At 70.3% G+C, this 20,922-nt stretch carries 18 protein-coding genes and 4 pseudogenes; 9 read left to right on the plus strand and 13 right to left on the minus strand.

Translation table 11 applies throughout. The features are described 5' to 3' along the window. Nucleotides 1-268: 268 nt before the first annotated feature. Both ACQEV8_RS23250 and ACQEV8_RS23255 read right to left on the minus strand, forming a co-directional pair. A complete protein-coding gene (locus ACQEV8_RS23250; RefSeq protein WP_432963239.1) occupies nt 269-691 on the minus strand; it encodes a PIN domain nuclease in 423 nt (140 codons plus the stop codon). Next, nucleotides 688-903, minus strand: coding sequence for a type II toxin-antitoxin system VapB family antitoxin (locus tag ACQEV8_RS23255; RefSeq protein WP_020113663.1), 216 nt, complete (start codon nt 901-903; stop codon nt 688-690). Before ACQEV8_RS23255 ends, ACQEV8_RS23250 begins: the two co-directional genes overlap by 4 nt. A 248-nt stretch (nt 904-1,151) precedes the next feature. Between ACQEV8_RS23255 and ACQEV8_RS23260 the strand changes: the two are divergent. Then, nucleotides 1,152-1,615 (plus strand): annotated as a pseudogene (locus ACQEV8_RS23260) (DM13 domain-containing protein). Between the two features lie 39 nt (nt 1,616-1,654). On the opposite strand, the gene ACQEV8_RS23265 reads toward ACQEV8_RS23260, so the two are convergent. Beyond that, nucleotides 1,655-2,305: a peroxiredoxin-like family protein gene (locus tag ACQEV8_RS23265; RefSeq protein WP_432963242.1), complete on the minus strand. Its 651-nt coding sequence runs from the start codon at nt 2,303-2,305 to the stop codon at nt 1,655-1,657. A gap of 455 nt (nt 2,306-2,760) precedes the next feature. Here ACQEV8_RS23265 and ACQEV8_RS23270 point away from each other — a divergent pair, with 455 nt between their 5' ends. Continuing rightward, nucleotides 2,761-3,360 (plus strand): TetR/AcrR family transcriptional regulator, encoded by a 600-nt coding sequence (locus ACQEV8_RS23270; RefSeq protein WP_432963245.1) that lies wholly within the window; start codon nt 2,761-2,763, stop codon nt 3,358-3,360. 77 nt (nt 3,361-3,437) lie between these two features. Here the strand turns inward: ACQEV8_RS23270 and ACQEV8_RS23275 are convergent, their stop codons facing one another. The 3 genes from ACQEV8_RS23275 to ACQEV8_RS23285 form a co-directional block, all read right to left on the minus strand. Further along, entirely contained in the window at nt 3,438-4,661 is a 1,224-nt protein-coding gene (locus tag ACQEV8_RS23275) for a cation:proton antiporter (protein ID WP_432963248.1), read from the minus strand. Nucleotides 4,662-4,825: 164 nt separating this feature from the next. Further along, nucleotides 4,826-5,344 carry a hypothetical protein gene (locus ACQEV8_RS23280; RefSeq protein ID WP_432963251.1) on the minus strand — a complete coding sequence of 173 codons (519 nt, stop codon included), beginning with the start codon at nt 5,342-5,344 and terminating at the stop codon, nt 4,826-4,828. A 171-nt stretch (nt 5,345-5,515) separates the two neighbouring features. Continuing rightward, a complete protein-coding gene (locus ACQEV8_RS23285) occupies nt 5,516-6,034 on the minus strand; it encodes a nitroreductase family deazaflavin-dependent oxidoreductase (RefSeq protein WP_432963254.1) in 519 nt (172 codons plus the stop codon). A 171-nt stretch (nt 6,035-6,205) separates the two neighbouring features. Here ACQEV8_RS23285 and ACQEV8_RS23290 point away from each other — a divergent pair, with 171 nt between their 5' ends. From ACQEV8_RS23290 to ACQEV8_RS23300, 3 genes are all read left to right on the plus strand, one after another. Continuing rightward, nucleotides 6,206-7,306 carry a PP2C family protein-serine/threonine phosphatase gene (locus ACQEV8_RS23290; RefSeq protein WP_432963257.1) on the plus strand — a complete coding sequence of 367 codons (1,101 nt, stop codon included), beginning with the start codon at nt 6,206-6,208 and terminating at the stop codon, nt 7,304-7,306. Nucleotides 7,307-7,340: 34 nt separating this feature from the next. Beyond that, the gene (locus ACQEV8_RS23295) at nt 7,341-7,868 is read left to right on the plus strand and encodes a MarR family winged helix-turn-helix transcriptional regulator (protein WP_432963260.1); all 528 of its coding nucleotides are present in this window, start codon (nt 7,341-7,343) and stop codon (nt 7,866-7,868) included. 193 nt (nt 7,869-8,061) lie between these two features. Beyond that, a complete protein-coding gene (locus ACQEV8_RS23300) occupies nt 8,062-8,766 on the plus strand; it encodes a hypothetical protein (protein WP_432963263.1) in 705 nt (234 codons plus the stop codon). A gap of 39 nt (nt 8,767-8,805) precedes the next feature. Here ACQEV8_RS23300 and ACQEV8_RS23305 read toward each other — a convergent pair whose 3' ends face one another. The 4 genes and pseudogenes from ACQEV8_RS23305 to ACQEV8_RS23320 all read right to left on the minus strand — a co-directional run. Beyond that, a complete protein-coding gene (locus ACQEV8_RS23305; protein WP_432963266.1) occupies nt 8,806-10,743 on the minus strand; it encodes a galactose oxidase-like domain-containing protein in 1,938 nt (645 codons plus the stop codon). Nucleotides 10,744-10,903: 160 nt separating this feature from the next. After that, nucleotides 10,904-12,583 carry a chloride channel protein gene (locus tag ACQEV8_RS23310; protein ID WP_432972926.1) on the minus strand — a complete coding sequence of 560 codons (1,680 nt, stop codon included), beginning with the start codon at nt 12,581-12,583 and terminating at the stop codon, nt 10,904-10,906. A 180-nt stretch (nt 12,584-12,763) separates the two neighbouring features. Further along, a complete protein-coding gene (locus ACQEV8_RS23315; protein WP_432963269.1) occupies nt 12,764-13,300 on the minus strand; it encodes a hypothetical protein in 537 nt (178 codons plus the stop codon). 60 nt (nt 13,301-13,360) lie between these two features. After that, nucleotides 13,361-14,206: pseudogene (locus ACQEV8_RS23320) on the minus strand (alkaline phosphatase family protein); the annotation flags it as partial. Between the two features lie 92 nt (nt 14,207-14,298). Between ACQEV8_RS23320 and ACQEV8_RS23325 the strand changes: the two are divergent. Together ACQEV8_RS23325 and ACQEV8_RS23330 are read left to right on the plus strand one after the other, a co-directional pair. Then, nucleotides 14,299-14,829 carry a TerD family protein gene (locus tag ACQEV8_RS23325; RefSeq protein ID WP_432963272.1) on the plus strand — a complete coding sequence of 177 codons (531 nt, stop codon included), beginning with the start codon at nt 14,299-14,301 and terminating at the stop codon, nt 14,827-14,829. Between the two features lie 137 nt (nt 14,830-14,966). Next, nucleotides 14,967-15,083 (plus strand): annotated as a pseudogene (locus tag ACQEV8_RS23330) (ArsR/SmtB family transcription factor); the annotation flags it as partial. Between the two features lie 378 nt (nt 15,084-15,461). Here the strand turns inward: ACQEV8_RS23330 and ACQEV8_RS23335 are convergent. Beyond that, complete coding sequence (locus ACQEV8_RS23335) at nt 15,462-15,908, minus strand: hypothetical protein (protein WP_432973439.1); 447 nt, start codon at nt 15,906-15,908, stop codon at nt 15,462-15,464. 149 nt (nt 15,909-16,057) lie between these two features. Further along, nucleotides 16,058-16,192, minus strand: a pseudogene (locus ACQEV8_RS23340) (MerR family DNA-binding transcriptional regulator); the annotation flags it as partial. Between the two features lie 230 nt (nt 16,193-16,422). Between ACQEV8_RS23340 and ACQEV8_RS23345 the strand changes: the two are divergent. Further along, entirely contained in the window at nt 16,423-17,931 is a 1,509-nt protein-coding gene (locus tag ACQEV8_RS23345) for an alpha/beta hydrolase (RefSeq protein ID WP_432963275.1), read from the plus strand. A 581-nt stretch (nt 17,932-18,512) separates the two neighbouring features. Further along, the gene (locus ACQEV8_RS23350) at nt 18,513-18,881 is read left to right on the plus strand and encodes a hypothetical protein (RefSeq protein WP_432963278.1); all 369 of its coding nucleotides are present in this window, start codon (nt 18,513-18,515) and stop codon (nt 18,879-18,881) included. Between the two features lie 110 nt (nt 18,882-18,991). Here ACQEV8_RS23350 and ACQEV8_RS23355 read toward each other — a convergent pair whose 3' ends face one another. Continuing rightward, the gene (locus ACQEV8_RS23355; protein WP_432963281.1) at nt 18,992-20,545 is read right to left on the minus strand and encodes an alpha/beta hydrolase; all 1,554 of its coding nucleotides are present in this window, start codon (nt 20,543-20,545) and stop codon (nt 18,992-18,994) included. Nucleotides 20,546-20,922 lie beyond the last annotated feature (377 nt).

Consider the following 20,922-nt stretch of genomic DNA (forward strand, 5'->3'; position numbering starts at 1 on the left):
CCCGGGTGCGCCGGCCACCGGGGTCGCCCGAAGACGGGCCCGCACGGCGGCGACTGCGATGGCCGTTGTGACAGCCCTTCCTCTCGCACTCGGTGCCCTCTCCGGGGAAGCTTCCTGGTCACGGCACCGGCCCTGGTGGCCGCCTTGACCGCGCTGGTATTCCTGCCGGACCTGTGCCAGGAGCGTCCTCCGGCACGACATTCGCGGACCTTCACGCCGCAAAGCCGATGGCCGCGGCTTGCTCGGAACGGCCGACCTCACCCTTGGTTCATTTGCCGGGTTCGGGGCCGTACCACTGGAGCGCCTGGCCGGTGACTGCGGCGATGCACTCGAAGTCCCGGTCGCGGTGGAGCAGCGTCAGTCCCTGCAACTCGGCCGTGGCTGCCACCACGAGGTCGACGGCCCCGGCGCTGCGGTGCTGTCCGCGCTGGGTGAGGACCTCCTGGACCCGCCAGGCACGGTCGTAGGCACGGTCGTCGACTGGTACCCAGCCGAAGAGCAGGCGCATGTCTTCGATACCTTGTGCGCGGTCTGCGGCGGAACGGGCGCTGTAGAAGAACTCCAGCTCGGTGACGGGGCAGGTGGCGATGAGCCCGGCGGCCGCCGCCTGGTCCCATCCGTACTGCTCGGCGTCGCCGCGCAGCATGCGGGCGAGCGCGCTCGTGTCGATCAGGTACTGCGCGGCGTTCACCGGCGGTAGTTCCCCTTGTCCTCGAAGAGGTCGAGGTCGAAGGCGCCCTCTTCCGCCGACGCCCGCAGACGGGTGAGTGCCAAGGCCCGCCGCCGGTTCTCCAGCACCTCGCGCAGCGCGGTGTTGACCGTCTCCTTCTTGGTGCTGGTACCGAGGGCCTTGGCCACGTCCGCGACCAGCTGATCGTCGAGGTCGATCACGGTTCGGCTCATCGACTGCACCTCCATGGATATCAACAGTGCCATCGATTATATCTGAATCCATGCATGGTGAGTCCAGAGGACGATGCCGACCCGCGACCTCCCGTACGGCCGGTCCGTGATGATCCATTCGGGCGGGCCCCGCAGGCTCTGCAGCTCCTTTCGCTCCTGGCCCTGCGCGAAGGTCTGGCCGAACCTGAAGACTGCGCCCAGGTGCCTGCCCTGCGCGCTCCACTCCGCTCGGTGCGATCCACCGGTGCCTGAACCGGGCGTTGTCTGGTGGTGAGGTCGAGGAGGGCGACGATCCTTTCACCTGCAAGCAACCCGCTCAGGCGCCTTCCGGCGAGCCCTCCGCGTCGCCCCCGACCGGACCCGTGACGCCGGCGAGCGGTGAGCTCATCAGTCATGAGCATGCGCCGTCGGGCACGGTCAGGCTCGTGCGGCTGGCCAACGGCTCCCATGTCGTGCGGTTGGAGGATCTCGACACCGGCAACGGGCCGGCTCTGCGGGTGTGGCTGACGGGCGCGCCGGTGAGGGACGGCCGGGCCGGCTGGGGGGCTTCGACGACGGCGAGTACGTCAACCTCGGCAAGCCGAAGGGCGACAAGAGCAGCCGCGACTACGTCGTGCCCGAAGACGTCGATCCGGCCCGGTTCAGCAGCGTCAGCATCTGGTGTGACCGGTTCGACGTCTCCTTCGGTGCTGCCGAACTCGCCCGTGCCTGACAGCCACTGACAGCACTGGCACGGGTCGGGCTTCCTGCTTCAGGCCAGCGCGTCGAGCGCGGCGAGGATGTCGGCCGGTTCGGCACGGGTGGTGTAGTCGGTGTCGACGAAGGCCCAGCGGATCACGCCGTCGCGGTCGATGACGTAGGTGGCGGGCAGCGGCAGGGTGCGCGGGTGGCCGGCGTTGACGCGCTGAAGGTCGAAGCCGAGCTTGTCGTAGACGGCGGCGAGGTCGTCGGGGAGGTCGAAGGCGAGGCCGTACTGCTTGGCGGTGTCGGAGCCGATGTCGCTGAGGACGTCGAAGGCGAGGCCGTGCTTCTCGGTGAGAGGGAGGGACTCGTCGGGGATCTGCGGGGAGACGGCCACCAGGCGGGCGCCGCGTGCTGTGATGACGTCGTGGTGCTGCTGGAGGGAGCGCAGGGCGATGTTGCAGTACGGACACCAGGCACCGCGGTAGAAGGTCAGAACCACCGGGCCCTCGGCGAGCAGGGCGTCCAGGGACAGCGTCTGGCCGGTCGCGGAGGGGAGGCTGAAGCGCGGGGCCTTGTCGCCCGTTGCCAGGGCGCGGTCGGCCTGGCCGGAATCGGCGAGGTCCTGCCCGGCCCGCTGCATGATCTCCCGGATCTCGGCGGGGATCTGCTGCTGACGCGCTTCGTAGAAGGTGCGCAGTTCGGCGTTGAGGGTGGTCATGGTGCTTGTCCTCCTGGTTGGCGACTGGAGCGGGACCGGCCGCGACGAAGCGTCCGTGCGGCACCGGCGAGGAGATCTTGAAACGTTCGTTCCAAGATAAGGGGATGTGTGGTCCCGCGCCAGCCGTGCGGAGGTGTCGATGCGTCAGAGGCTGGCGAAGGGGCGGTGATCGGTCAGGGCGAGAACCCGGATGAAGGCGCCGAGATGGGTTACGCGGCGGGCGACGAAGCGGCGGAGGCGGAGTGACCGCGACCCGTATGCGGCGGCCCGGAGAGCTGGTATGCGACGCATGGGGCATGGTCGTGGCGCCGGATGCCCAGCGGGCGGATCGTGGACGAAGCCGGACGCCTTCGCGCTGGTGGGTGACCTGCCCCGCTCTGCATCTTCCAGCGCCTTTGCGGCGTGCTGAACCGGAAGTATCTTGGAATCCCTATTTCAAGATGGCGGGGTGAAGCATGCCGGACATCAAGCACTTCGATCCGGATGCCACCTTGGAGACCGTGGTGCGGCTGTTCTGGCGGCAGGGCGTGGCCTCGACCGGGATCCAGGACGTGGTGACCGCGACCGGGCTCAACCGTTCCAGCCTGTACGCCACGTTCGGCGGCAAGCAGGAGCTCTACCTCGCTGCGCTGCGCCGTTACATGGAGCAGCGGTCCCAGCCGATGTTCCGGCGCCTGGCCGAGGACGAGCGGGGCCTGCCCGCAATCTCCGAGTTCTTCGACGGCCTGATCGAGGCACGTTGCTCGGGCGAGTACGCCCGCTGGGGATGCATGGTCTCCAACGCGCACGCCGGGGCCGAGAACAACGATCCTGAAGTACGCGCTGTCCTGGACCAGCACCACCGCGAGCTGCGCGAGGCGATGTACGCCGCGCTCGTCACCGCCGACCGCGAGGGGCAGCTCGCCCCCGGCGCCGATCCCGGAGCTTCCGCGGATCTGCTGGCGCTGCTCGCCTATGGCGTCAACCTGCGCTCCCGTGCCGGTGCGGATGCCGCGGCGCTGGGCAAGACGGTGACCGCCGCCCTGGACTCGATCGGCGCCCGGGCGGCGGAATAGAGGTGCGTGGATCCGGCTCAGCTTGCCGTGTGCGGCTACCTGCGGGTTCCTCGAAGTCAGCCGACCGGGCCGACGATTCAGCGGGTGTCACGGGCGGTGGCAGGAGCCGGTTCGTCGCCAGGAATGCCGGCGATGTCCTCGACCTTGAAGAGACGGGCGATCGGCACATCGGTGGAGCTGTGGGCGACGATCGAGAAGGCGATGCACACGGCGATGAGGGTGAACGCCTCCTGGCTCTGCGGGATCCCGGCCTGGAGCACCAGCAGGCCATACACGACAGAGGCGAAGCCCTTCGGCCCGAACCAGGCGGCGACCAGCTTCTCCTGCCGGGTGAACCGGGTGCCGAGCAGGGACAGCAGCAGCGAGGCCGGCCTGATCAGCACGATCGCGAGCACGACGGCGACGTAGCCGCCGAAGGACAGGTCGCCGAACAGCTGCGGCGTCAGCAGCGCCCCGAACACCAGCAGCGCGGCGAACTTGGCCAGCTCCGCCAGCATCTCGCCGAGCGGTTCGAACGACTCCTTCGCCTCCAGCGACCGCGCGGTGAGGACCGCGCCCGCGGAGAACGCGGCGAGGTAGGGGTTGGCGTGCGTGAGGTGGCACAGGGCGTACAGGATCACGCCGATGGCCAGGGGTAGCAGCGGCTGCAGCTTGGGCTCGGCGCCCAGCAGCCTGAACCGTACGAGCTCGATCACCACGTAGGGCAGGACCACACCGAAGACGAGGCCGAGCACCAGCTCCAGCGCGATCTTCCCGAGCGACGACTCCGCGTGCCCGGAGGTCGGCCCCGCTGCTGCGATGAGGACGAGGACCACCGGCAGGGCGAGGCCGTCGTTGATGCCGCTCTCCACGTTGAGCAACTGCCGCAGCTTCGAAGGGACTTCCTTGCGGCCGACGATGGCCGACGCGAACACCGGGTCGGTGGGCGCGAGCACGGCACCGACCAGGAAGGACGTCGTCCAGTCCAGGCCCACCAGGAAGTGTGTGATCAGCGCCATTCCGACGAACGCCAGCGGCATGCCGAGACCGAGCGCGCGGGCCGGGTTGCGCCAGTTCTCACGCAGCTTGGGGAAGGAGACGTGCATGCCGTCGGTGAACAGCACCGCGAACAGCGCCAGGTCGGCCGTGACGGACACGATTCCGCTGTCCGGCGTGATGTGGATGAGCCCGAGGAACCCGTCACTGACGAGGGCCCCACCGACGAGGAAGAGGAAGGACGTGGACAGCACGGTCCGGGCGGCGAGCCCCGACAACAGCACCGCTATGAGCAGCGCCACCCCGAAGACCACGATGAGCACCATGACCAGAACCCCCGATCGGCGAAGAGAGTTGTCCTCAGACCGCCGACCAGACTTCCCGGCACACCGCTGGGAACCTTACACGTCCTTGACGCGTCATTGACATGTTCTTGGCGTGCATCCTGACACGCCGTTGGCTGCCGGGTTCCGGAAGGGACGAGGCACCTTCACCCGATGGGGACGGTCGGTGTCGGTTCGACGGCCGTGGACCCGGGGCTGGTCGTGGGGATGGCGTCCGGCGCCTCCTCCACTTCCTGGACCGTACTGCCGCCCGGCCCGTCGTGAGGTGTGCCCGCCGTGGTGGACAGTGCGGACCAGGCTCCAAGGGCCAGGCCGATGGCCACGACCGCCGCGATCACGCGGCCGGCGCGGCGGAGCCTGGCGGGGCCGTCGAGTTCTCGCCAGGGCGGTCGCGGACCGTCGGGCTGCCACAGGTCACCCACGGCCTGCGTCCTGTCGTCCGGTGTGTGACCGGGACGCGGACGGCGCCGGTTCTGCCGGTCGGCATCGGGACGACGAGATGGTCGAGCGGTTGCCCGTTCCTGTGCGGAGGGCTCCTTGGGGGCGGACTCGCGGATGGCGCGCTCGTTGTCCGCCAGGAACTTCAGCCAGACGTCACCGGCGCCGGACGGTGTGGCGTCCGGGTCATCCGGTGTTCCTTGTCTGTCTGGATCTGGGGTGATCACACCCTTTTCCTCCTGGGAAGGGTCGCGTGGCCGGCGGCCGCCGCATCCTGTCAGGGGCCGGCCGACGGCCGGAGGGTTGTCCTGTGCCGAACGGCCTTCGGCCAGCCCCCAGCCCCGATCATTGCACAGTGCAAAATATGATCGCCAGTGTTCTTGCGTGATTTTCCCGAGTCACGGGTGCCCGTGCCCGGCCCGGCCGTACCCGCTGGAGGCTTCGAGTCGCACGAAGGGAACGGCCTGTCCTGCCTCGCGGAACGACGCCTCGCCGCCGTCAACGGGGAGTCCCATGAACGCGCACAGTCGGCGGGCGGTGCGAGGGCGCCGGCGCGCGTAGCCGGCCATGATCTCGGCGCCGTCCTCGGAGGGCAGGAAGTGCGCGGTGACCGCGTGCGGGCGGTTTCCGAACCAGATCAGGGTCTTGGGCTGGGCGCGCAGGTTCAGGTACCAGTCGGCCCGCGGGCCGAAGCCGGAGGCGACCGTCCAACTCGGCTCCGCCGGGTCGTAGGACACGACCTCGAGGACCGTCATGCGATCGCGGTCGGAGACCCGGCCGGTGTGGTGCAGCAGAAGGAGCCGCTTCCCGAAGAGAGGGCCGAGCCCCGCGCGGTAGAGCAGGATCGGCAGTCGCAGGGCCAGGCGTCGCCACCCGCTGGGAAGCCGCGGGCGGGGCGCGGCGCCTCTGTCGGCCATGGTCGGGCCTTCCGCGTGTCGGGAATGTCGTCTCTCGGACTCGATTGGGTAAAGGACCCGGAGCAGGAGTCGTGTCGCGGAAGCCACCTTTGCATAGTCTAAAGGTGGGGGAGGGGCGCCTGCGGGGAAGAGCGGCGGCTCTCGACAGCCGCGACATCGCAGGAGTGCCGCATGACCGACCGGAAGCCGCCGTCGAGCTGGACGCTGCTGTCCCGCATGCCGGTCCTGGTGATGGCGGTGGTCGCGGTGACGGACATCGTGGCAGGGCCCGGTGTCGGGTTCCTGCCGCTGGTCTCTCTCGGGCCGGCCTTCGCCGGGCTGGTCGGAGGGTGGCGCCGCACGGCCTGGTTCGGGCTCGCGGCCCTCGTGTTGTGCGTCGCGCTCGGGCTGTACGACGGGCTGTTCGACGGGCGCCGGGGCTTCACCGCGCTGGCCTCCGTGGCCGGTGTCACCGGTGTGGGCGTCGCGGCCGCGGTGATGCGCTCGCGCCGGGAGGCGGAGCTGGCCAGCGTGCGTTCGATCGCGGAGGTCGCCCAGCGGGTGCTGCTGCGGCCCGTGCCGTTGACCGCGGGTCCGCTGCAGGCGGCTGTGTCGTACACGTCGGCGGTCGCCGAGGCGCGGATCGGCGGGGACCTGTACGAGGTGGTGTCCTCCCCGCACGGGGTGCGGGTCATCGTCGGAGACGTCCAGGGCAAGGGTCTGGCCGCGGTGGAGACGGCGGCCGTGGTGCTGGGTGCCTTCCGGGAGGCGGCGTACGACGAGGCCGATCTGCCGGGGCTCGGCGAGCGCTTGGAGCGCAGCGTCGCCCGGGAACTGGAGGGGGAGAAGTTCGTCACCGCGATCCTCGCCGAGATCGGCACGGCTCACGAGGCGGTCTTCCTCAACTACGGGCATCCGGCCCCGATGATCGTGCGCGGGGACGGCACGGTCCACTTCCCGCAACCTGATTCCTTCGCGCTGCCGTTGGGCCTCGGGGCGCACGGAAGCGAGGGCCCGAAGCCCTATCGGGTGGGCTTCGCCCCGGGTGAGCAGCTGCTGCTGTACACCGACGGCGTCACCGAGGCCCGCGACGAGGACGGCCGCTTCTATCCCGTCGGTGAGCGGGCGCACGTGCTGAAGGACCCGGACGCGCACCGGGCCCTGGAGGCCCTGCGGGAGGATCTCGCCCAGCACTCCGTCGGCCCGCCGCACGACGACGCCGCGATGCTCCTGCTGCGCTACCACGGTCATGGGGACGGTCATGGGGAAGGAAAATCTGCTCCCACCGCGTGAGTGAGCAGCCACTTCCGCACGGTAGAAAGGACGCATGCCGGAGCGTGAGACCCCCGCGGGGACGATGGACGACGTGGACCTGGTGACCCGGTCGGTGCTGACCGCGTCCCGCCTGCTGGTGGGAGTCTCCGCGCGATCCCTCGCCGCTGTCGAGGAACGGGTGACGCTGCCGCAGTTCAGAATGCTCGTGGTGCTGTCCACCCGCGGCGCCACCAAGCTCGTGACGCTCGCCGACCTGCTCCGGGTCGCCCCGTCCACCGCCATGCGGATGGTCGACCGGCTGATCGCCGCCGGGCTCGCCGACCGCCAGTCCAACCCCGGCAACCGCCGAGAGACGCTGCTCCAGCTCACGGAGGAAGGCCGCCGCACGGTCGCGGACGTCACCGGCCGTCGTCGGGCCGCGATCGCCGAGATCGTGGAGCGGCTCACCCCGACGCAGCGACTGGCCCTCATCGAGGCGCTGGCAGCCTTCAACGAAGCGGGGGGCGAGCCTCCCGCCCCGGCCCAGGACGACACGGAATCCCACCCGCTGGGGTGGGCGATGGACGTTCCCGACGCCTGACGCGCGCTCGGCCCGGCCTTCTCCACCCGCGGTCCGTTTTGCATAATGCAAGGGAATCGTGAAGGGAGCCAGCCCCGCTGCCGGATCCCGGCAACGCGGACCCTGCGTGCCTGTCCGGGGCCGGGCGATGCGCGGCGTTCCCGCGCCCATCACGATGGCGGAGGCGGAAGCGAGGCGGAAAGGGGCGACACACATGCGGCGTGTACGACACTCCGCCTTCGCGGCGGAACCGCATCTGACGGTGCTTCTGCGCAGCATGGTGTGGGGGCCGGCCGAGTTCGTCGGGCCGCCGCCGCTCCGGCTGACCGCGAAGGGCTTCCTCGCGGGAGGTCTGGCGGCGGGTGCGATCGTCGGGACCGCGGTCGCCGGTGCCTGGTACGGGATCCCCGGACTGGCCGCCGGCGAGGGCGGCCTGGTGTGCGCCGCCCTGCTCGTCCTGTACCTGTGCGGGGTGCGGGCAGGACGTGCCCTGGTCGGTGTCGTCGCGGTGCTCGCGGTCTGCCTCGCTCTCCAGGCGCCCCAGTCCGCGGCGGGTTTCGTGCTGGCGGAGCGGGGGCGTGTGGAGTCCGTGGTGGTGACCTCGGTCGATGGCGCCTCAGCGGAGGTCTCCGGCCGTGGCCGCTACCTCTGCTCGGTGATCGACCGGAACGGCGTTCCCATGAAGGTCCGTATCTGGCGCGGCTGCGAGCAGACCACCCGGCCTGGTGACGCGATCGCCGTCGTGTACGACGTGAGGGGATCGGTGCTGCCGCGTGGTGCGGAGGGAGGAGGGTCCGCCCTCGACGCCCTGAGCGGACTCGGCGGCTGGCTGGCCGGGCTCCTGTCCGCGTCTGTGGTCGCCGTCGTGCGGTCCCACCGGCTCTCCCTTCCCGATCGAGCGGCTCCTGCGACGCCCTGAGGCCGGCCGCGGGGCCGAACTCCGGTTCCGCCGGGCGTGTCACACATTCACGTGGACCCACACGGCGGGGGAAGGAACGCCCTCTTCATCGACGACCACGGCCATGTACCAGCCGGGCGGGACGAGAGCGGCGTCTTCCGGCACACGGGCGGCCACCTTCCCGTCTCCGCGCCGGGTGATGTCCAGGGCCACGGAGCGCTGGTCGAAGTCCGTGGCGTGAGTGGCGGAACCCGGGCGCAGCAGTCGCACCCGGCTGACGTGGGCCGGGTCGGCGGTGCGCAGGACGATCTCGTCGCTGTGCTCCACCTTCGTCTTACCGCCGTGGGCCAACTTCGGGCGGTGGCCTTGGTGGAGGTAGGGCGGAGAGAAGACCTCGACGCGCTGTTCGAAGTGGCCGGGGCGGGAGTCGGCCTTGTCGGAGAAGAGTGGGTCGGACCCGAAGACCGCGACACGGCCGTCGGGGAGCAGTAGGGCCTCGGAGTGGTAGTTGCGCCCGACGGTGGGAGCCGCCGCGCGGGTGAAGGCGTTCCTGGCCGGGTCGTAGATGCGGGACTCGAGGATGTCGCTGGCGCCCTTGCCGCGGTAGCCCTGGCTGCCGCCGGTGGTGAAGACGGTGTCGTCCGGCAGGATCACGCTGTTGAGATACCGGGTGTTCCCCGGAAGGCTCGGGCCGGTCGTGAAGGAGGGACGCTCGGCGTCGAGGTCAACGATCGCCGTGCGGGAGGTTGCCGCGCGCGACTCGCCGACGCCTCCGCCCCCGAGCACCATCACCTTCCTCTCCTGCGCCGGAGGCAGGAGGACAGAGGAGGAAGTCTCCAGGATCTTCGGGTCCTTGAGGCCGTCGACCGGGGTGAAGGTGTTGGTCCCCAGGTCCCACAGTCCCGGTGTGCGGCCCTTGTCGGCGGGACCGTATCCGGCGTTGGAGCCGGAGTAGAAGATCTTCCCCTCGCCGGTCAGGAAGAAGGAAGGGTAGGTGGGGAAGTAGCGGGTCGGGGCCTTCGACCAGGTCTTCGTCCGCGGGTCGTAGATCTCGTTCTTGCCGGGGACGACCTGGCCGATGTCGTCGAGGCCGGAGACGGCCAGCACACGGCCGTCGGGCAGAGCTGTCAGGGTCGGGTACCAGCGGGCCTCGTTCATCGAGGCGACCTTGGTGTACTTCTCGGCCACGGGGTCGAACTCGTAGGCGTCCTTGAGACCTTGGAAGTCCTTCTTGTCGAGGCCGAGTTTGTTGGCGATGCCGTAGAGGTTGCCCGTGTCCTTGCCCCTGAGACCGCCGATCGCGTACTGCTCGGTGGTGTTGGTGATGCCGAGCGCTCCCTCCTCGACGGCCTCGACGAAGACGCGGGCCTCGCTCGCGGTGACCTTCACGCTGCCGCCCCGCCCGGTGGGCGTCTTCCTCGCTGCGGGCACGCGCACGGCGAACTGCGAGCGGTATTCGACGCCGGACGGGGACCGGAAGAGTGTGCCCTTGGGGAAGGAGCGGGCGCGGTCGGGGTCCTCGTTCTTGACGAGCATCGCGCCGCCGGCCCGTTTCACGTCTCCTTCGAGGACCTCGTAGCGGGCGGTGCCGCCGGCGACGAGGACCTTGCCGTCCGGGAGTTGGGCGTGACCGCCGCAGAAGAGGTCGGCCGGGGTGTCGATCTTCTTGAAGATGTCGGTGGCCGGGTCCCACAGGGTGCTCTTGAAGACGCCCCCGTCGAACTGCTTGACGTTGTTGCCGGAGCCGGCGATCAGCAGCACTTTGCCGGTGTGCAGAAGGATCGCATGGATGGAGTTGAGCTGGTACTTCTCCGGCAGGGCGGCGAGGGACCAGTGACCGTACCTGGCCTTGTACTCGGGCCGGTTGATTTCCCAGCGGTGATGCACGTGCCGGGTGAAGTCCGCCACGGCGGGGGCGTTGACGGTGACGAGGACGGCGACAGCCGCCGTGCCGAGCAGGGTCTTGCGGGTGGTGAGCCGTTCGAAGCGTCTATCCATCGGGGTCCTCCGCGGTGGGCGGGTCGGGCGCGGACATATCGACGACTACTCCGCGCGTCCCACGGCCCCCGGGAGACACGCTCGTTTGCATGATGCAAAATGACCCGATCCGAGCAATGCCCTCGGCGGCCGGAGCGGAGCGGTGTGCGGCTGGAGCCGCTCACCCCGGGGCGTGCACCGCCCGGAGAGCGCACTGGTGGCTGAGCCAGCCGATCGGTCTGCCCTGCGCGGCGTCGAGGACCGGAACTCCGGTGCCCGCCGCCGAGAGCAGGGTGTGCACGGCCTGTGCCAGGGGCTGGTCCGCGGTGACGGGGGCCGGCAGCGTGGCGAGCCGGCCCACCGCCGTCGGCGCCGCGTCCGGCTGCTCCGTCAGGGCCTCGGCGATCGCCCGGGCAGTGACGACGCCGACGTAGCGGCCATCGGCGTCGACCACGGGCAGCGCTCCGTACCCGGACAGGCTCAACAGGTCGGCGGCGTCAGTGAGTTCGGTGGACGCGGGCAACGGTGAGGGCAGCGGATCCATGACCGAGCCCACCCGCTGGGAGCCGATCCGGGCCCCCGGTGCGGGGCCTTCGAGGGCGATGCCGCGACGGCGCAGTTTGAGTGTGTAGACGGTGTCGCGGGCCAGCAGCCGGCTCGTGGCGGTGGCCAGCACGATGGCCAGCATCAGCGGCAGGATGATCGAGTACTGGCCCGTCAGCTCGAACAGGATCACCACGGCGGTGATCGGCGCCCGCGCGGCGCCGGCGAACACGGCCCCCATGCCGACCAGTGCGTACGCTCCCACCGAGCCGGCCGTCCCGGGCAGCAGATGGTGGACGCCCGCCCCGTAGGCGGACCCGAGCATGGCCCCGATGAACAGGCTGGGCGCGAACACGCCGCCCGAACCGCCGATCCCGATGGTCAGGCTGGTCGCCAGCATCTTGCCCACGAGCAGCAGCAGCAGGAACCCGACCGCGTACCCGCCCACCGTGGCCTTCTCCAGTACGGGATAGCCGACCCCGTACATCTGAGGCAGGGCGAGCAGCACCAGCCCGAGAGCCAGTCCACCGGCCGCTGGACGCAGCCATTCAGGGCCGCGCCAGGCCCAGTCGCAGGCGTCCTCGATCAGATACAGCACCCGGGCGAAGCCGACACCGACCACCGCGGCGAGGACGCCGAGCAGGGCGAAGAGGCCGTACTGCGCGAGATGGGCGACATGGAAGGCCGGCAAGGTCAGGAAGGCGACGTCACCGAAGGCCGCCCGGCCGATCACGCTCGCGGTGACACTGGCCAGGACGGTCGCGCCGAACGCCTCCGTGGAGAAGGTGCCCAGGATCAGCTCCATGGCGAAGAAGACCCCGGCCAGGGGAGCGTTGAAGGTCGCGGCGATGCCGCCCGCCGCGCCGCAGGCGACCAGCAGCTTCATCCGGTGCTCGGTCACCTTGGTGATCCGCCCCAAGGTGGAGCCGAGGGCGGAACCGATCTGCACGATCGGCCCTTCTCGGCCCACCGACCCGCCCGAGCCGATGGTGAGGGCGGAGGCCAGCGTCTTGACCACCGCGACCTTCGGGCTGATCCGGCCGCCCCGCTGAGCGACCGCCAGCATCACCTCGGGCACACCGTGACCACGCGCATCCTTGGCGAAACGGTGGACCAGCGGCCCGTACAGCAGGCCGCCGAGGACGGGGGCGAGCAGCACGAAGTACGGCCCGAGCCACGGCGCGTGCGGGTTGTCCGCGCCGGGCGAGGCCGCGTAGTCGGCGTGTCCGGAGAAGAGGTGGGTGAAGGCCGTGATGCACCAGCGGAAGACGACGGACCCCACGCCGGCTCCGGCTCCGACCATCACGGCGAGCACCATCAGGCCCCAGGGCGCGGTACGCAGACGCGGCCCTGCCGCTCCGCGGGCGGGCGTGAGTGTGTCCTCCGCGGTGCTGACTTGCTCGCTCCGTCCGACCGCCCGGGTAGCGCTCATCTCTTCCCCTTCCTCACTTTTGCATTATGCAAAACGTGTCAAGGGGACCTCGGCGCGGGGCCGGACTCAGCTCCTGACGACCCGCGCCTGGAGGCGGACCAGCCCCGCCACGCCGAACTGAAGCACGACGGGCAGCGTGTGCCGGGCGGAGACGCCCCGCACGCCATGGAGCAGTACGCGTGGCCCGTCCCCGCCGAAGGTGACGGTCGTCCCGGAGGTGAGCAGGATGCCCGAGGTGTCCATCGATCCGTCGCCCTCGGCCGTCTTCCCGCCCCTGAGCGTGCCGCGCCCGCCGTCCGGCGTGGCGACCATCCCGAGATGCTCCGGAACACCGTCGTCGTTGCGCACCGTCATGGTGAGCGTGCCGTTGCCCGCGTGGTCGAGGTGGGCAACGGCACGCGTGACGGTCAGGTCGACTCCCTCGGCCCGGACCTGGGCCCCGCCGGACGCGCCCGCCGGCCGGGCGGCGGCCGTGCCGGGGGAGCGCCGGTCGGAGGGGGTGGCGGCTGGGCCGTCGGGCGCGCATCCCGCGACCAGGGTGACGAGGAGGGCGCAGGTCACGGCCGAAAAGGCGGTTCGAGTGCGTCGATTGATTTCTGCCATATTTGCATGGTGCCAATGTTGGGTAAGGACGGCTGTGCGGCCGGTGGGGCCCGAGTCCGGCTACCGCGATGCCGTCCGGGCCCTGCGGCGGCGCAGGACGAACGCGGTGGTCACCGTGCCGGCGGCGACGAGGCCGGCGGCCAGGGCGACCGGCAGGGCCGGGGAGGTGGTGCCGGCGTCGGCGACGTTCTGGGCCTTGAGGTCCGCCACGTACGGGGCGTACGGCCCCTTGGCCGACGCGGACAGGGCCGACGGGGTGTGGTGCGGTATCCGCTTCACGGACTTGACCGAGCCGTCCGAGTTCAGCAGCACCTGCTTGTCGTTGGGGTGCCGGAAGTCGAACATGTGGGTCAGGGTGCCGGCGCGCTGGTCGAAGGAGGCGTCGCCGACGCGGCCCGTGTGCCAGTTGTCCTCGATGAACTTCGTGACCGACGCCTGCACGGTGGCCGTGTGGTCGATCGAGTTCACCTTGCTGTAGGGGGAGATGACCAGCAGCGGCTGGCGGGTGCCGGGACCGCAGCGGTCCTGGTAGCCGCGCGCGGCGGCCGGGCCGGACTGGCAGGCGGGGCCGTCGACGGCCTTGCCGTTGGAGCCGAGGGTGGAGTCCTTCGAGCCGTTCAGGACCCTGGACGTGACGTGGTCGTACCAGCCGTCGGAGTCGTCGTAGGCGACCACGACCGCCGTGTCCTTCCAGTCCGGGGACTGCTGGAGGGCGTTGATCTCCTTGACCAGGAAGTGCTGCTCGTCGACCGGGTCGGAGTAGCCTGCGTGGCCGTCCTGGTACTCGCCGGCCTTCAGGAAGCTCACCGCGGGGAGGTTGCCGGCCTTGAGTGCGGCGTCGAAGTCGGTGAGGTCGTAGTTGTGGTTGGCGCGCCCGTCGTGGCCGATCCGGGCCTCGGGGAGCGGATCGGCCGCGGACGCATCAAGCGCCCCCGTCCAGAACATACTTGATCAAGCGGGAGGGTCTCGCAGGCGCCGACTTGGCCGGGAGCTGGGACATGAGTGGTGGGAAGCAAGGGCTGGGCAAGGTCGAGGTGCGGCTTCGGTGGGATCCGAGTCCGTACGGGGAGCCGGACCGGCACCTCGACATCGTCGCGGCGACGTACACGGCGGACGCCCCCTACGGGAAACCCGCGTATGTGGTGCACTACGACAGCAGGTCGCCGGACGGCACCATCAACATGAGCCGGCACAGCCGGACGGGCATGGGCCTCGGGTTCGTCGAGGTGATGGTGCTGGAGTTCGAGCGGCTGGCATCGGCCTACGGACGGGTGGTGGTCGGTGTGGTCATCCACCAGGACGGCGGCCCCCGTACGTTCGGTGACATGTCCAACGCGGGAGTGCTCGTCGTGGAGGGGTATCGGGAAATGCTGGCGGACGACTTCACCGGCATCGCCGACGCCACGGCGGCCACGTTCGCCGAGTTCACCAGGAACGCGTCCGGAGCCTGGGAGATGCGCGAGATGATCCGGGGCTTCGACACAGACCCGGTGTCCTTCACCGAGGAAATGGGCCGCACACGGCCGTGACGGCGGCGACGGCCCTCGCGGACGCGCTCCTCCTGTCGTGCTCTGCGGCGCGGGGCCCCGTGCTCCGCGGCGCGGGGCCGGTGCAGAAGCCCCGCGGGGCCGATGGACGGCGAAGGGGGGGACTCCGGCCGTGGCAGATCTCCCACCACCTCAAGCTCCTGCGCCGGGCCGGTCTCATCGACTGCGAGCGACAGGGCACCTGGGTGCACTACTGGGTGCTGCCCGGCGCCCTGGACCGGCTCGCCGTGTTCCTGAGGCCCGTCGGCCGCGGCCGAGGCGCTCGCGTGAGTGCCTCGCTCGCTCGCCCCGCCGTGCCCTGGCCGAGGCCGTCGGCTCGGCGGCGCTGGTCGCGGTCGTGGTCGGGTTCCGGCATCCAGGCCACCGAGCTGTCGCGAGACGTCGGTGTGCGACTGCCGGCCGACTCGCTGGCGACCGTCTTCGGCCCGGGCTTCACGGGCCCTGACGTCCCACGCCGTGCTCATCGTGCTGTTCGGCCCGGCCTCCGGAGCCCACTTCGATCCCGCCGTGACACTCGACGCCTGCTCCGGACGAACTCACCGAGCCCTACCGGGACATGTGCAGCAAGCCGTGGGTGAAGCAGCGCCATCCCGGGCCCGAGCCGCGCAGCGTTGTCACGTTCCGGCAGCGTCGTCCTCGCAAAGCAATGCGTGAACGCGTTGCAGGACGTCGAGCTGGGCCTCGTTGTAGAACTCGACCATTGCCTGCACGACTACCGACTGGGTGATCGCCCTTCCCCTGCGGGAGGAGGCTTCCAGGTCCCGCAGGACCGGGTGGTCCTTCTGCTGGTTGCGGACTTCAGGCGCAAGGCGTCGCGCGAGCTGCCGGCGAACATCCTCGGGTGCGTTCTCGGGGAGGGCCTCGAACTCCGTGCCGACGTCACTGCGAGGCGCTGAGAGCTGCTCCTCAAGAGCGGACATCGCCGAAGGGGTGAGAATGCTGGAGTACGCCACCATGAGGGATCTCTGAGCCTCGGGCAGGTCGTCGGCGAGCTCCTCGAAATGTGCCGGCACGTCGACCGAGGCCCTGTCGTCCAGGACCGCCGCCAGTTCCCGTCGCATCCGCTGCAGGCGCTCGATGCTCGCCTCGAGTTCTGCGTCCAGGGCACGCAGGATCTGCTTTCCCCCTCGTCGGCGGTTTCGGCTGAGGGGATGTCCGACAGCGGCACGCCGAGGTCGACCAGCCTTCGGATGCGCAGCAGGCGGACCAGGTGATGGATGCCGTACCGCTTGTAGCCGTTGGCTGCTCGTTCCGGCTCGTCCAGCAAGCCGACCCGGTGATAGGGCCGGACGGTCTTCAGCGTCGTGCCGGCGAGTTCGGCCAGCTGACTTGTGCTCCACGCCACCGCAAGACCCTTTCCTGAGGTGCCCCGTTCCCCGTCGCCGTCGGTGCCCTGCCGGTCGGCGAGACCGTCCCCGGGACACGATCCATTCAAGACCGTGCCCTTGGGGCATGGTCAACCCCCGGACCGCGCCGCTCCCTTCACGTCGGCGAGACGGTGTTGACCATGCCCCAAGGGCACGGAGTGCGATGGGTGGCGACCGCAACCGCGCAACCGGCTTTTGGGGACTGGACATGAAACGACATCGCAGTATCGGCCGGAGTTCCGCCCTGGCGGTCGTCCTCGGCCTCGGAGGCTCGCTGGTCTCGGTGCCCGCCGTCGCGGAAGCGCCCCGGGCGCCGCAGGTGCGGTGGGGCACCTGTCCCGACGACGTCGTGGCCGAAGCGGCTCCGACCGAGCTGCAGTGCGCGACCGTGCCCGTGCCGGTGGACTACGCAGATCCCGGCGGCGCTCGGATCGACCTCATGATCTCCCGGCTGGCCAGCACGAACCCAGACAAGCGGCGCGGCACGCTCATGCTCAATCCGGGTGGCCCAGGAGGGTCCGGACTGGCACTGCCCGCGCTGCTGGTGGCCCGGGGTCTTCCCGCCGGCGTCCTGGCCGGCTACGACCTGATCGGCATGGACACCCGCGGCATCGGGCACTCGGCACCGGTCACGTGCGGGTTCACGCTCGACGGCCCCTACACCTCCAACATTCCTCCCTACGCGGCCGACGACGCGGCGGTCACCGAACAGGCGAAGACCGCCGAGCAGGTGGCCGGGCAGTGCGCGCGCCAGGACCGCGACGGGCGGCTGCGCCACCTGACCACGGCGAACACCGCCCGCGACCTGGACCGCATCCGGGCCGCGCTCGGCGAGGAGAAGACCAGCTACCTGGGCTACTCCTACGGCACGGCACTGGGCGCCGCCTACGCGTCGATGTTCCCCGAGCGCTCGGACCGGATCGTGCTCGACAGCAACATCGGTGACACCCACCTCGACCGCGACGGCCTGCGCCGCTACGCCCTCGGGATGGAACAGGCCTTCCCCGACTTCGCGAAGTGGGCGGCCGCACGGCACGACAGCTACGGGCTGGGCCGCACTCCCGCGCAGGTCCAGAAGACCTACCTCACCCTCGCCGAACGCCTCGACAAGGCTCCGGTGGCAGGCTTCGACGGCAACCTGCTGCGGCAGTACACCTTCGGTCTCCTGTTCAAGAAGCTGCAGTACCCCAAGCTGGCTCAGCAGTGGCAGGCGCTGGCAGACGGCGACGACACGGCGGCCCACCGCATGCCGTCGCAGAACGCCACCGCGGGCAAGGCTTCGTCGTCGATCGACAACCCCTTGGCGGTGTTCGCCGCCGTGACCTGCAACGACATCAAGTGGCCCGAGAATGTCGACACCTACCGGAAGGGCGTCGCCGAGGACCGCACGCGTTACCCGCTGTTCGGCGCCGCCACCGCCAACATCACGCCCTGCGCCTTCTGGCCGTACGCCCCTGCCGAGCCGCCGGTCGCGGTCAACGACGACGGACCCCGGAACGTGCTGCTCGTACAGAACCTGCGCGACCCGGCGACGCCCCACCTCGGCGGGAAGATTCTGCGTCAGAAATTCGCGGACCGATCCCGGCTGCTCAGTGTCGACGACAGCGGGCACGGCGCCTACGTCCTCGGCGACAACCCCTGCGCGCTGAACACGACCACGCGCTACCTCGTCGAAGGCAGGACGCCCGGAAAAGACATGCTCTGCCACGCCGGCTGATCTCCAGAGCCGGCTGCGGAGCGGACGCTCCACCGCTGGTCCGCTCCGCCACATCCATCACCAGTAGGTCTGTGGAGATCAGGTCTGTGGAGACTCACCTCGTGACCGTGGAAGGCGGGGGAGTGTCAGCGCGCTGCCGCGGTCGACGGCAGCGGTACTCAAGGGCAGACGGCTTCTGGGCGAGCCTCGGACCGTGCGTGTTCCAGCGGCCAGTCAGTTCTGCACGACACCGCCGGACGGTGCCCACCGCGGGAGTTCACCCGCGCGGCCGAGCCGGTCAAGTGGCGGGAGCGAAAGTATGATCAAAGAGTGGCGTCGGCGTCGGGCCGTGCGGCGGGTCAAGCCCGGAGACGGGCGAGCACTGGAGCGTTTCCGCTGGTGGCATGTGCCCTTCCGCGCGCTGTTCCATCTTCGGCTGACGAGCGACGACGGCCGGCACACGGTCTACGCCGTCGACATCAGGCATTGGCAGAACCACGCGTCCGACAGTCTCAAGGCTCACCTGTACGCCGACGGCAGGCAGCACATCATGTCCGATCCCCGCCGTCTTCCCCGTCCCGGGCGGCACCGTCGAGGTGAGGATGAGTGCCTTCGGGATCAAGCGCTGCCACTACGTCACCGACCAGGGGGCCGAGTACCCGCTCGTCCCGGATCCCCGGTCCGCCGAGGGGCGCCGCGCGCGTGTCGAACGCGAACACCCCGCGCTGAGCCGCGCGATCGGTCTCCTCTCGCTGTGCGTGCTGGTCGCCGCCATGGCCCTCCTCCTCCCGCAAGCCGCCGAACAGCTCACCCGGCCCGAGGGCATCGCCCAGCACACCGGAACGTTCACCTCGCCCGTCGATCTGCCGAAGTGGGGCAACATCGCACTCGGCCTTGTCACGGCGTCAGCCAGCACCGAGCGGGCGTTACGGCTGCGCTGCAGCAGGCTGCTCGACGGCGGAGCGGGATGAGCGCGCGCCCTTCCCCGGCCATCGGGAGACTCAAGGGTCTTCGAGGGCGTGGCCTTCACCGTTCGAGCAGCCCGGTGTGCTGACGGCCGCCCGGCGGATCCGTACGGGCCTCAGGACATGGTGCCCCGGCACACCGTTCCCGTGGCCGGGGTGCGGCCCGTGCGGAGGTACTGGTTGACGGCCTCCGTGACGCAGCGGTTCTGCGGGTATGTGCCGTGGCCCTCCTCCTCGGCCGTCAGGAGCACGCCGACACCGTCGCCCAGGGCGCGGGCCATGTTGCGGGCGCCGGGATACGGGGTGGTCGGGTCGCCGGTGCCGCCGACCACCAGGACGGGGGCCGCGCCGTCGGCGTTCACCTGGGGCGTGACGCGTTCGCCGTCGAACGGCCAGTCGTAACAGAGGTAGACGCCGGTGGACCAGGCGGCGCCGAAGACGGGCGAGGCGGCCTTGACGCGGGCCTCGTCCCGGTCGAGGCGTTCGAAGTCGGGGCGCAGGCTGGAGTCCGCGCAGGTGATCGCGGTCCGGGCGACGCGGCTGCTGTCGGGCGGGGTCGCCGCGCGGTCGGCGGAACCCATGTCGTCCGCGCCGTTGCTCAGCGGACCGCCGTCGTTGTGGTCGATCAGCGTGGTGAGCGCCTTGGCGAGCGGCGACCAGCCGTCCTTGCCGAGGTCGAGATGGTCGCTGACGCTGTGCGCGAGGTCGTCGGCGTCCAGGTTCCTTCCGCCGCCGGCCGGGGCGGGCTTTTTCTCCAGGCGGTCGGCCAGGCGCGCCATGCGTCGTGCGGCCTCCTCGGGCCCGTCACCGGTCGGGCAGTGGCGGATACGGGCCGCGCAGTGCGCAGCGAACCGGTCGAACGCCGCCTGGACCGCCTTGACCTGCGACACCTGCTCCTCGCTGAGGTCCTCGGTCGGATCGACGGGCGCTTCGAGGACGAGCCGCCCGACGTGCGACGGGTACAGGTGGGCGTAGACCGCGCCGAGCGCCGTTCCGTACGAGACCCCGAAGTAGTGCAGCCGCTCGTCGCCGAGGAGGTAGCGCATCAGGTCGAGGTCGCGCGCGGTGTGCGAGGTGCCGACGTACGGGAGGAGCGCCCCGGAGTGCTCGGCGCAGGCGTCGGCCCCGTCGTAGCCGGTGTCGTCCGCGGTCTTTCCGCAGCGCACGGGGATGGTCGCGCCAACGCCGCGCGGGTCGAAGGAGACCAGGTCGTAGCGGTCGAGGAGCGGCTTGTACTGGTTGAGTCGTTCGGGTAATCCGCTCACGCCGGACACGCCGGGGCCACCGAAGTTGAGGACGAGCGAGCCGATGCGCCGGGCGTTCGGGCCGGTGGCCTTGCGGCGGATCAGGGCGACGTCGATCGTCCTGCCGTCTGGTTTCCGGTAGTCGAGGGGGGTCTTCATGACGGCGCAGTCGTAGCCAGTGCGCGCGGTGGGCGGCGAGGTGCAGCGGGACCAGTGGAGGCGCTGGCCGGTGGTGAGCGCGGTGGGCAGACCGGCTGGCGGGTTGGACGCGGTGAACTCCGTACGTGGCTCCGCACTCCGGCCGGGAGCGTCGTGCTGGAGCCAGGCGCCGACGGCCCCGATCGCGACGAGGACGACCCCGGCGATGATCAGTGCACCGACCGAGAGGCCCGGTCTGCGGCTTCGTATCGGATGTGCGTCACTCATTGAAATCCCCGCGCTCCCGCCCCTGGACGCCCGCCCCGTGCTCGCAGGCCCGTGTTCGTGATCGTCCGATCGTCGAATGAGCGCAGAGTACAAGCCGTCCACGACAGCAGCTCAGCTCCTGGCGTCAAGGATCCTCAACCCGGTGAACGCATACGGGCACAGCACTAGGTTGCGGACCTCGATGCGCGCGCCCTCCTCCCACGTGAAGCTTTCGGTGGTGCGGTCGGTCACCGCACGTACGTGAGTGGTCATCGACAGAGCCTTTCCAACTGTGTTGGCGGCCCGGAGTGCCTCGTGCCAGTGCGTTCACCTGCGTTCATGGCGGTCCGCGCGTTCTGCGTGACTCGATGGATGGACGCGCATGAACGGTGGTGGCC

This window comes from Streptomyces sp. CA-179760, assembly GCF_050937045.1.
GTDB lineage: Bacteria > Actinomycetota > Actinomycetes > Streptomycetales > Streptomycetaceae > Streptomyces.